Genomic DNA, 10,803 nt, shown 5'->3' on the forward strand with positions numbered 1-10,803 from the left:
CGCTTAGCAGGAGGTACGTGGATGTCGAGAACCAAGGCCATATTGTTTGCCAGTCTCGCGTTCATTTCAGCACCGGTGAGCGCGCAAGATGCCTATGGCCCCGCACAGGAAAGCGAGGTGGAAGAGGACGCCCCCGATCCGCTGACCAATGCAAGACCTTGCGAGACCGAAGCACAGGAAGATGGTATCATTCTGGTCTGCCGCGAACTTGATGATCAGGAACGTTACCGCTCGCCCATCCCGCGCGAAGTTCAATCCGACCGGACCATCATCCCCGGACTCACTGATCCGCCCTGCTGGGTAACCAATCCCGAATCGGTTGGGACACTGTCCTGCATGCGCGTCGGGTGGGCTCCCGAGCCGGCGATCATGGTCGATCTTTCGATCTACCCTGAACCGCTAAGCAGTGAAGATGCCGAACTGGTCAGCAGGGCCGAGCCGGATGGCGAGATGCCACGCCCGGCCATTGGCGAGCGGGTGGCGATTGATCTGTCCGAGGACGATTAGCCAAGCAGGCGCATTACCAGCGGCTCTTCCGCGAGGTTGGACGACCCTTCCAGCAGGGCAAGCGCCTTGGTTACGCCGGCCTCGGGCCCGTCATGTGTGACCATTGCCACCAGCACCGGTTTGCCATCTTCCTCACGCTGCCCCTGCTGGATCAGGCTCTCGATCGATACACCGGCATCGCGCATTGCAGCAGTGATCTCCGCCAGTACGCCTGGGCGATCTGCCACCATCATACGGATATAGGCGCGGCTGAGGCGGCCACCCGGATCGGCGGGCGCACTCTCTTCCAACGCACTCACAGGAAGTGAAAACGGCGGCTGCGAGTTTCCGCGCGCGATATCGATAAGGTCGGCGACAACCGCGCTTGCGGTCGGTCCGTCGCCTGCTCCGGCACCTTCGAACAGCAGGCGCCCCACAAAATTGCCTTCTCCGACCACAGCGTTGGTGGGGCCGGTTACGCCGGCAAGCGGGTGGTCGGCCGGGACAAGGTAAGGTGCGACACGCTGGAACAGGTGCCGCCCGCTCTCGTCCGCAGCGCAATCGGCAAGGCCAAGCAGACGGATGACATAACCGAGCGCACGTGCCTGCGCGATGTCGGCTGCGCGGATGCGGCTAATGCCGGAAACGTCAACCGCGTCAAAATCGAGTTTAGTGCCAAAGGCAAGTGCCGCAAGGATCGAAAGCTTGTGCGCGGCATCGACGCCTTCGATATCAAAAGTCGGGTCGGCTTCGGCATAGCCGAGCGACTGCGCTTCAGCGAGCACATCACCAAAGTCACGCCCCGTACTTTCCATTTCGGAGAGCACATAATTGCAGGTGCCGTTGAGAATGCCGTAGATACGCTCGACCCGGTTGGCCGCTGCGCCTTCTCCCAGCCCTTTGATGGCCGGAATGCCGCCCGCGACTGCCGCCTCGTAGCGCAGCGGAGTACCGCTCGATTCGGCCAGAGACGCGAGCTCAAGCCCGTGATGCGCCACCATCGCCTTGTTCGCGGTGACAAAGCCTTTGCCTCCACCCAAGGCCTTGCGGGCGAGCGCCAAAGCCGGGCCATCGGACCCACCGACAAGCTCTACCACCACGTCAACATCATCGCGGGCGGCAAAGGCAGTCATGTCATCTTCCCAGGCATAACCAGAGAGATCGACACCACGGTCCTTGGCGCGGTCACGTGCGGAGACAGCGACCACCTCAATCGGACGACCCGCACGGCCGGCAATCAGGGCGCCGTTCTCATTGAGCAAGCGGATCACACCCGCTCCAACGGTGCCCAGCCCTGCCAAGGCGATGCGCAATGTGTCTGTCATGATTCCCCGTCCCTGCTTGTCAGGCCCTGATTTTGAGACTGGCGGGTTACGGGTGCAGCCCTGCACGCGCAAGCGAGATGGGCTTCCTCGCGCTCAACTATATCTACGTTCGCACGGACCGAGCGCGCGCAGGACAAAGGCATAATCTTCGCGTGCACGCTGCTGAGCGGTACGGTCGCTCTGCAGGAAGGCATCGGCGGGTAGATCGGCAGGTAGCGAACAGGCAAAACGGAACCACGCGAGCGATTCGCGCTCGGGTGGACGCGCCGAGGTATCGACAATCTCGCCCAGCGAAACGCCCCATTGCGGTTCCATTCCCGGGCGCCGCAAGACGGTGAGCGAGACAGGAGCACCGGATGCGGTTTCAACAAACATCTGCGTTTCCGATTCGCCCGCAAGGTTCCCTGCAATCGAAATCACATCGCGCAGACCGGTTATTGCTTGCGGCGCATCGGATGCTGCCAGCTGACGCAGAACGCGGCGAACGCGCGCTTCGATAACCGGGCCGGTCGGGAACATGGCGCGCGATGAAACCAGCTGCACTTCGTTGGGACGTGTTGTTGATTGATCGGCGAAGATCACGAAGCTGCGATCCTCCCAATCAGGCACGTCGCCATCGGACTCCCGGTCAGTATCGGTCACAAAGACCAACGATTCGCCTACCCCGCGATCCGAGGCAAGCAGACTCTGCGTGAGCGATTCGATGTACAACCGCACACGGCTTGCCGGAACATCCGGCGCGCGTTCAGGCGGGAAGGCGATGGCATCATCCACCTGCACAATCGCCACAAGGTCAGAGGCCAGTGCGAAGGTAACGAGATCGGCATAGGTCGGATCTTCACCCGGCCCCAATTCCGCCACTCCACTTTCTTGCGACTGGGCGGGCATGACCGTTGAGCACGCCATCAGCATTGCTGCACCCAGGGTCGCAGCGACAGCGCGCCAGTTGCAGCGATTCGGTCTCGATCCACTATCCTTAGTCATGCGAATCCCTCTGCCCTGATCGGGCCATGAAATGCAATGCCGCCCCCTCAAGACGCATTAAACACACGCCAATCCGAGAAAATGAGGCTTGGCTACCAGAGGGAAAGGCGGATGAATTGCCACTTAATAGAAAAGCGTTTGCCGATACCCTTCCATACGGTTAAGACGCGCTCCGAAAAGCCCCCGGGAATAACAAAAATAATCCGGATGTGGCCAATCGGGCACAAATGTTTCTTTGCTTGGTTGGTAACGCAGGACAGCATTTTGGGCTGGACAACAATCCGCCACGGCTGGCAGGGTGTTACGCTTGTTGGTCGAGAATGCCGGGTCAAACCGGCGCAGATAATGGAGTGAAGGGACTGGATGGCATACGCTGACCAAGAAATGAGCGGTACTCGCATATTCGCGATTATCATCGTTGCCCTTATCCACATCGGTATTGGCTATTTGCTGGTTACCGGTCTCGCCTATTCGGCTTTTAAGGAAGCCGTAGAGCGCGTGACGACTGTGGATATTGAGGAACCGCCGCCACCTGAAGAAGAACCGCCGCCACCGCCGCCGGAGCAAGAAGTTGCGCCGCCACCGCCGGTTGCGCCGCCACCGCCGATCAATGTCGCGGTGAATCCGCCGCAGGTGCAGACGCAGCAGAACATTCCTCCGCCGGCTCCGCCTGCCTTGATTGTTCCGCCGCCGGCTCCGGTTGCGCCACCAGCGCCGCCGCCAGCGCCTGATCTCTCGCGCGGAGTTTCACCGGACAACCAAAACCGCTGGGCTCGGCGCATTCAGGAAGCCTATCCTTCACGCGCAATCCGTCGCGAAATCGAAGGTCAGGTTCGGGTGAATGTTACGATCAATGCGGAAGGCCGTGTTTCGGGATGTACTGCATCGGGATCTGCCGATGACATCCTGAAGGAGGCAGCATGCGACGGGATGCGTAGATATGCACGCTACAACCCTGCGCTTGACCGCAATGGCAACCCGACAACGGGAAGTGCCTCCACCACGATCGTTTACCGGCTCAACTAATTACTCAGTTTCTCTTAGAAGAGGATTACAAGCATGCTTATCGAAATTCTGGCCGCTGCTGGCGGCGAAGCACCCCAGACCAGCTTTGGCTTCTGGGAAGCCATGGAAGAAGGCGGCCCCGTCGCCTGGTCGATCCTTGGCGTCATGATCATCATGTCGGTCGGATCGTTCTACATCCTGATCACCAAGTACTTTGAGCAAAACAAGGTGATGAAAGAATACCGTTCCAACCGTGCCGCATTCTGGCGCGCCGGTTCGCTCAAGGACGGCGCCACGAAGTTCGACAAGAACAGTGCATGGCGCCAGCTGGTGGATGACGGCATCCGTGCCGGCGACGAATCCGCCAAGATGACCGACAGTCTTGAATCGCACGACTGGCTGCACGGAACGCTTGCCCGTTCGGAAGCCTCGATCAATGCGAAGCTCGCTGGCGGCCTTCCGTTCCTCGCTACCGTGGGTGCAACGGCACCGTTCGTCGGCCTGCTCGGTACGGTGATCGGTATTTACCGCGCACTGATCAAGATCGGTGCAACCGGTTCGGCTTCGATCGACCAGGTTGCCGGTCCCGTTGGTGAAGCCCTGATCATGACCGCTATCGGTCTGCTCGTGGCTGTGCCGGCCGTGTTCGCCTACAACTACCTGCAGTCGCGTAACCGCCGCATCGCTGCGATGCTGTCAGGCTTCTCGACCGATCTGCAGGCGAACATTACTTCGAACGGCGTTGTAAAGCCGACGCTACCTGCTGCTGCCAACAAGGCCGCACCCAAGGCGGCTCCGGCCAAAGCAGCCCCGGCTGCTGCGCCGAAGAAGTAAGGCCGTTTGCATGAACTGGCGGGCACCTTCGCATGCTGGTGCCCGCCGCTTCCTCACTTAAGTGAAATAGGAAAAGACACATGGCCATAGCCTTAGGCGGTGAAGAAACGCCAATGTCAGACATCAACACCACGCCGCTGGTGGACGTCATGCTGGTCCTGCTGATCATCTTCCTGATCGCCGTTCCGGTGGCCATCCAGACGGTCGAGGAGTTGCGCATTCCGATCATCGAGACGCAGGATTCAGACGACAAGGTCGAAAACCTGCTGATCACGGTGACCACGACGGATGCCGAAGGCCGCACGCCTGGAACGATCCGCAGTGGGTTTACAGGGGCGACACGTGAAGGCGAATGCCGCGTGTTCCTGAACAACACCACGCTGGTCGACTCAACCGAACTGTATGACCGCGCATTCGAGCGTCTCGATGCGATTGTACAGCGCGCTGGCGGCCCGGAAGCGATCATGGCTGATCCTGATCTTATCCCGCAGGTCCACATCCGTGGTGACGTAAACGCCCCGTGGCGCTGCGTTGCCGGCACGATTTTCAACGTGCAGGCAGCCGGTTACCCGACCGTCGCCTTCATTTCGAACCCGGTCGACCCAGAGGGCTGATCAGCAGTTCGATAAAGCAATTTAGGAGTACGCAATCATGGCAATGTCAGGCGGCAGTGATGATGGCAGCCCGATGATGGAAATGAACATGACGCCGTTGATCGACGTTCTGCTCGTTCTCCTCATCATGTTCATTATCACCATCCCCGTGGCCACCCACGCGGTGAACATTGACCTGCCTTCGCCGGTCAACAACCCGGACACCCCTGAAGTCGAACCGATCAAGAACAAGATCGTGTTGACCCAGGACGGGCAGATCCTCTGGAACGCTCAACCGCTGAGTGTTGGCGAGCTGCGCGGCAACCTTGCCGAATCGCTCACCTTCGCAGTGGAGCCGGAGCTGCAATTCGAGCCGGAAGCTAATGCAAGCTACGAGCTTTCGGCGGAAGTGCTCGCAATCATCAAGGGTTCGGGCGTGACGAAGTTCGGCTTCGTCGGGAACGAGCGCTATCGGCAGTTCTCTGCCGGCGAGTAAGTCTCGGCCACAAACCAAACATCAAGGGGCGGCTCCGGCCGCCCTTTTTTGTATCTGCCATTTGCGGCCACTGCCTTACCGCAGGTGGTGAGGAAGCACGCCTCCTGTAAATCACTCGCCCAACTTGAGGGGGCGCCAATGCAACCTCCTGGTTTGACTTCTTCATTCATTCGTGATGTTATGTTGTGACATACCAAGGAGAGGAGATCGAATATGGCTCTCAAGTCCCGTCTGCTGGAACGTCGTTACGCCACCCACACGCAGCCGATGAGCGAACTCAACATCACCCCGCTGATTGATGTGCTCCTGGTTCTCCTCGTGATGATCATCATGTCCATCCCGATTGCGACCCATTCAATCGAGGTTGATCTTCCCGTCGGCACCACTGAAGTCACACCCAACAGTGAGCACATTGCGCTTGTGGTGACCGAGAATGGCAGTGTCTTGTGGAATGGCGAACCCGTGGACCGTCCAACACTGCAAAACCGTCTCGCTCTGGCCGCATCTGCACCCGATGCACCTGTGATCCGCTTCGAGCCGGAAGCCAATGCGAGCTATGACGCGTCGGTGCAGGTGATCAACCTGGTTGACGATGCGAACATCTCCAAGTTCGCCTTCGCCGGAGCGCATCAGTACCGCACCTTCGATGCCGAGTAGCCTGAGGCGCCGGCACCGCTGGCTCCACCTCCCCCACGATCATGGCGAGCCGCTCTCCCGCCCTCGCTATGACGTGGTCGCGGGCGCGCTTGCCACGTTTGTGGGAATGTTCGTCTGGATCGGCGCTCCGCAGCAAACACATGCCATAACCTTCGACTTTCCCACCTACGCCGAGGGCCGCGACAGCTCCCCCTGGCCAGAGCCCCTTCCTTCAGCTGTACGGGTGACCCTGAATGAAGCGGGAAGCATTTCGATAGATGGTGACCCCGTGAGCGAAGCGGAACTCGCAGCAAGGCTGGATCTGGCCGCTGCTCAGCCCTTTCTTCAAGTCATCGCCTTCGATCCCCATCCCCAAGCGTCATACCTCGCCTCTGCGCGAGCTCTGGCGATCATCTCGGAGAGCATGCTCGGTTCAGAGCTGTGCTTCTCGGGCACACATGAGTATCGAACGTTCACCTCGCATCCAGCGCCTTTCATGCTGACAAGAGTGCCTGTTGATGAGCTAGCACCCGAATCCTATCGAGTACCCAATCGAGACCTTGTCGGCCTGGCCTGCCCTTGGGAGGCGCTGGAAACGGTCTGGCTGGGTTAGGCCGCTAATCCCCCTTCCCGTCCGGTAGCTGTAGTCCCTCCACCCGCATCGCCGCGCCCGCGAGCGTTTCCGCTTCCAGCAGCAGCTCGTCATCGGCTCCACCCTGCGGCACGGCTTCGCGTCCGATCATCACCATCACCGGCACAGCGAGCGGACTGACGCGGTCGAGCGTTACGTGTTCGATCCGTTCGGCCGCGGTATCGAGCAGGTCGCGCAGCCGCCCGACGTCGGTCATCTTCGCCCTCGCATCAGCCCAAGCAGCTTCGATCAGTACATGGTCGGGTTCATACTTGCGCAGCACGTCGTAGATCAGATCGGTGCTGAAGGTGACCTGCCGGCCGCTTTTGCGCTTGCCCGGATGCTGGCGTTCGACCAGCCCGCCAATCACCGCGACCTCGCGGAAGGCGCGGCGTAGCAGGTAGCTGTCCTGCACCCAGTCGATGAACTCCTCGGTCAAGATGTCGGGCGAGAGCAGCGGACGCGGGTCCTCCACCGGCTTCAGGCTCCACACGGCAAGCGAGTAATCGTTCGCCACAAAGCCGCCGGGCATCAGCCCCAGTGCCTCCATCCGCGCGGTGATCAGCATGCCGAGAGACTGGTTCGCGTTCCACCCGGTGAAGGTGTAATAGAGCGTGTAATGCTTCTGCGCATGCGGGAAGCTCTCGACCAGCAGGTTGTCCGGCCCCGGCATTTGCGAGCGCCAGTCCTGCACTTCCAGCCATTCGCGCACGTCATCGGGAAAGCGCGACCAGCCCGCACGGTCGGTCAGCAGCCCGCGAACACGCTCCGCCAGATGTGTGCTGAGCGGAAGGCGCAGCCCACCATAACTCGGGATCGTCGCCGCTTTCTTGCTGGCCCGCACCACCAGCTCCATGTCCTTCATTTGCTCGACTTCGACGTTCACGCCGCTGAACCGGAAGGTGTCGCCGGGGCGCAATCCCGCCGCAAACCGCTCCTCAACCTTGCCCAGCGAGCGGCCGTTGCGGAACCGTACTTCGATCATCTCGGCATCGACGATGATCCCAGCGTTCATGCGATGCTGGAAGGCGCGCTCCGGGTGGCTGAGCCGCCAGGTGCCCTGCTTGTCGCGCACGATCCGCCGGAACTTGTCATAGGCCTTGAGAGCATACCCGCCTGTTGTAACGAACTCCAAGACACGCTTCCACACCACCTCATCCACCTGCGCATAGGGCAAGCAGCTGCGCACCTCGGTGAGCAGAGCATCCTCGTGAAACGGCCCCGCACAGGCGCAGGCCATCACATGCTGGGCGAGCACATCGAGACCGCCGGGGCGGAAGTCCTCGCCGTCGCGCATGCCCTCCCCTACCGCCTGTTGCGCCGCGAAAGCCTCAAGGAACTCGAACCGGTTGCCCGGCACCAGCAATGCTTTGCTCGGCTGGTCCAGCCTGTGGTTCGCTCGCCCGATCCGCTGGAGCAGGCGGCTCGATCCCTTAGGCGCGCCCATCTGCACGACCAGATCGATGTCGCCCCAGTCGACACCCAGATCGAGCGAAGCCGTGCACACCAGCGCGCGCAGTTCGCCACGCGCCATCGCGCCTTCCACCTTGCGGCGCGCCTCTTTGGAGAGCGAGCCGTGGTGGATTCCGATGGGGAGGTTCTCCTCGTTCGCATCCCACAGATGCTGGAAAATGTACTCGGCCAGGAAGCGGGTGTTGGTGAAGACGAGTGTCGTCTTGTTGGCACGGATACGCTCGTGCAGCTGGCCGATCGACCAAGTCGCCGCGTGACCTCCCCAAGGCACGCGCTCCTCGTCCGGCAGCAGGATCTCAAGCTCCGGCTCGGCCCCCTGCTCACCCTGCACCAGCTCGACCGCATCCATGTCACCCCATGGAGCGATCCATGCAGCGAACCCCTCAGGATCAGCCACCGTGGCCGAGAGTGCAGCGCGCTGCATATCGGGCGCAATCGCTTGCAGGCGGCTCAGCGCGAGTGTCAGCAGGTCGCCTCGTTTCTGGGTGGCGAAGGCGTGCACCTCGTCTACCACCACGCGCTTCAGGCCCTTGAACAGCTCGAAGCTGTCTTCATAGCTGAGCAGTAGCGAGAGGCTTTCGGGCGTCGTCAGCAGCACGTGCGGGGGGCGGGCGCGTTGGCGTTTCTTGCGGTCGGACGGGGTATCACCGCTGCGCGTTTCGATGCGCAGGCCCAGCCCCATCTCTTCAACCGGAGTGACCAAGTTGCGCTGCACATCGTGCGCAAGCGCCTTCAATGGAGAGACGTAGAGCGTGTGCAGGCCCTCAGGCGGCTTCCCCCCATCCAACCGCGAAGGCGTGAAGTCGGCCAGCGTTGGCAGGAAACCCGCCAGCGTCTTTCCCGCGCCGGTGTCCGCCACGAGCATTGCGTGCTTTCCGGCATCGCTTGCTGCGAGCATCTCCTCCTGATGCCGCCGCACGCGCCAGCCGCGGCTGTCGAACCAGGCGGTGATCTCTGGCGGGACGCGCGATTCGCTCATCGCGCCGCTCCGTTCAGGGCTAACCTGTTACACCTGTTACACTGTCCTGGAGCTAAAATTCCCGGCCCCGTTTCGCCTGTAAGTAGCAGTGCGGGAAAGGCGGGACGGAGCGATGACATGCCCCCTTGTTGCACGCTGAGGGTCTGTAGGAAACTCAAAGCGCCTTGGGACATCATGCCGGGTCAACGCACCAGCCAATGGGTCGGTTTCACAGGCTGCGAAATGCCGCGTCGGGTGCCTCGTCGCTGCGCTCCAGCAAGGCCTCAAGAATGGCGATGCGCGTATCGCATGCCTGCGGATGCATGGGCATGACGAGGGTCTGGACCACTTGCTGCTGCTCCAACCCCGTTGCGCCGACAGCAGCAGTCAGCGCCCACTCGGGCAGTTCGCGCGTTGTTGGAGGATCAAGGCGGCGAGCGAAGGCGCCTTCCAGCGTGAGCGTTGCGGCAAGGCTCTGCTCAAACCTGATCCAGTCTTCGCGCATTTCCGGAGCGCCGCCTCCGAAGATGCCATTTACAACGGTAACGCAAGTATCGCCGCCTGCCTCGCGCGCGGTGAGCAGCCACGCGAGCTGAAGGCGCGCGATCTCGATTGTACTTTCACGCGAAGCGACCTGTCGCGCATCAAGGATCGCGCGGCGCACAATGGCCCGGCGAGCCTGCGCATCGGCAAAGGTGTAACCCATGCGGTCTGCCAGTTCACGGGCCAGCGGCATCGCATTGGCATTGAGCTGCACCCAATCGATATTCTGGCCGAACAGGTCCCGCGTGATGGCATTGGCGCGCGCAGCATCGATTGGCTCTCCATTGTCAGACGGTCGCTCGATGATCTGCGCCGGTTCGATGACCGCTGGTGGCGGGGGTGAACGCACCTCATCGTCGCTGGAGCACATGCTCACCAGCACGGCCAGGCCGCCTACCCACCAGAACCAGTACTTGTGCATCTCGAAGTGCCGGAAAAGCTCCATCGGTGCATAGGTTTGGGAGCCCGGCGGCGGATCGCGATCTTCGATGGGCGAATAGGCGCGGTCATAGGTATAGGGTTCGCGCTCCCATGGGCCGGGCGGATTATCGGGCGGAAGCGTATCGAGATAGTCGGTCGGGTCGGCATATCCGGTTCCCGGCTCGTAGCCGTCGTTCGCGCCGCCAGCTTCCTCGCCTGTCTCATCGAAATCGAGCGGCCCCTCTTTCGTGGGTGGCACGGCAGGGGCCGATATCACCACGCGCTCCAGCGCAGCTCCACGCGCAATCTCGTTGCGCATGTGCTCGGGGCGCGGCGCTATCAGTTCGGGTTCGGGTTCGGGTTCGGGTTCGGGTTCGGGTTCGGGTTCGGGTTCGGGTTCGGGTTCGGGTTCGGGTTCG

General features: G+C 61.4%; 11 protein-coding genes. 7 read left to right on the forward strand and 4 right to left on the reverse strand.

All coding sequences use genetic code 11. The annotated features are described in order from the left end of the window. The first annotated feature begins 21 nt into the window (after positions 1 to 21). Positions 22 to 507, forward strand: a complete 486-nt coding sequence (locus tag OOZ52_RS12730; RefSeq protein ID WP_274698911.1) for a hypothetical protein — start codon at positions 22 to 24, stop codon at positions 505 to 507. Here OOZ52_RS12730 and OOZ52_RS12735 read toward each other — a convergent pair. Both OOZ52_RS12735 and OOZ52_RS12740 read right to left on the reverse strand, forming a co-directional pair. Then, positions 504 to 1,811 carry a homoserine dehydrogenase gene (locus OOZ52_RS12735; RefSeq protein WP_274698912.1) on the reverse strand — a complete coding sequence of 436 codons (1,308 nt, stop codon included), beginning with the start codon at positions 1,809 to 1,811 and terminating at the stop codon, positions 504 to 506. The genes OOZ52_RS12730 and OOZ52_RS12735 overlap by 4 nt on opposite strands. A 93-nt stretch (positions 1,812 to 1,904) precedes the next feature. After that, positions 1,905 to 2,795 (reverse strand): hypothetical protein, encoded by an 891-nt coding sequence (locus OOZ52_RS12740; RefSeq protein ID WP_274698913.1) that lies wholly within the window; start codon positions 2,793 to 2,795, stop codon positions 1,905 to 1,907. A 363-nt stretch (positions 2,796 to 3,158) separates the two neighbouring features. On the opposite strand from OOZ52_RS12740, the gene OOZ52_RS12745 reads away from it, so the two are divergent. The 6 genes from OOZ52_RS12745 (at position 3,159) to OOZ52_RS12770 (ending at position 6,972) form a co-directional block, all read left to right on the forward strand. After that, entirely contained in the window at positions 3,159 to 3,821 is a 663-nt protein-coding gene (locus OOZ52_RS12745; protein ID WP_274698914.1) for an energy transducer TonB, read from the forward strand. Between the two features lie 33 nt (positions 3,822 to 3,854). Beyond that, positions 3,855 to 4,634: a MotA/TolQ/ExbB proton channel family protein gene (locus OOZ52_RS12750; protein WP_274698915.1), complete on the forward strand. Its 780-nt coding sequence runs from the start codon at positions 3,855 to 3,857 to the stop codon at positions 4,632 to 4,634. 80 nt (positions 4,635 to 4,714) lie between these two features. Further along, complete coding sequence (locus OOZ52_RS12755) at positions 4,715 to 5,248, forward strand: ExbD/TolR family protein (protein ID WP_274698916.1); 534 nt, start codon at positions 4,715 to 4,717, stop codon at positions 5,246 to 5,248. Positions 5,249 to 5,285: 37 nt separating this feature from the next. Beyond that, positions 5,286 to 5,723 carry an ExbD/TolR family protein gene (locus OOZ52_RS12760; protein WP_274698917.1) on the forward strand — a complete coding sequence of 146 codons (438 nt, stop codon included), beginning with the start codon at positions 5,286 to 5,288 and terminating at the stop codon, positions 5,721 to 5,723. Between the two features lie 213 nt (positions 5,724 to 5,936). Further along, a complete protein-coding gene (locus OOZ52_RS12765; protein WP_274698918.1) occupies positions 5,937 to 6,380 on the forward strand; it encodes an ExbD/TolR family protein in 444 nt (147 codons plus the stop codon). Between the two features lie 106 nt (positions 6,381 to 6,486). After that, positions 6,487 to 6,972 (forward strand): hypothetical protein, encoded by a 486-nt coding sequence (locus OOZ52_RS12770; RefSeq protein WP_274698919.1) that lies wholly within the window; start codon positions 6,487 to 6,489, stop codon positions 6,970 to 6,972. A 4-nt stretch (positions 6,973 to 6,976) separates the two neighbouring features. Here OOZ52_RS12770 and OOZ52_RS12775 read toward each other — a convergent pair whose 3' ends face one another. Further along, complete coding sequence (locus tag OOZ52_RS12775) at positions 6,977 to 9,442, reverse strand: ligase-associated DNA damage response DEXH box helicase (protein WP_274698920.1); 2,466 nt, start codon at positions 9,440 to 9,442, stop codon at positions 6,977 to 6,979. Between the two features lie 208 nt (positions 9,443 to 9,650). Then, on the reverse strand, positions 9,651 to 10,803 hold a 1,153-nt coding region (locus OOZ52_RS12780), incomplete at its 5' end, for a hypothetical protein (protein WP_274698921.1).

The sequence above is a fragment of the Aurantiacibacter sp. D1-12 genome (genome assembly GCF_028858515.1).
In the GTDB taxonomy this organism is placed as follows: domain Bacteria; phylum Pseudomonadota; class Alphaproteobacteria; order Sphingomonadales; family Sphingomonadaceae; genus Alteraurantiacibacter.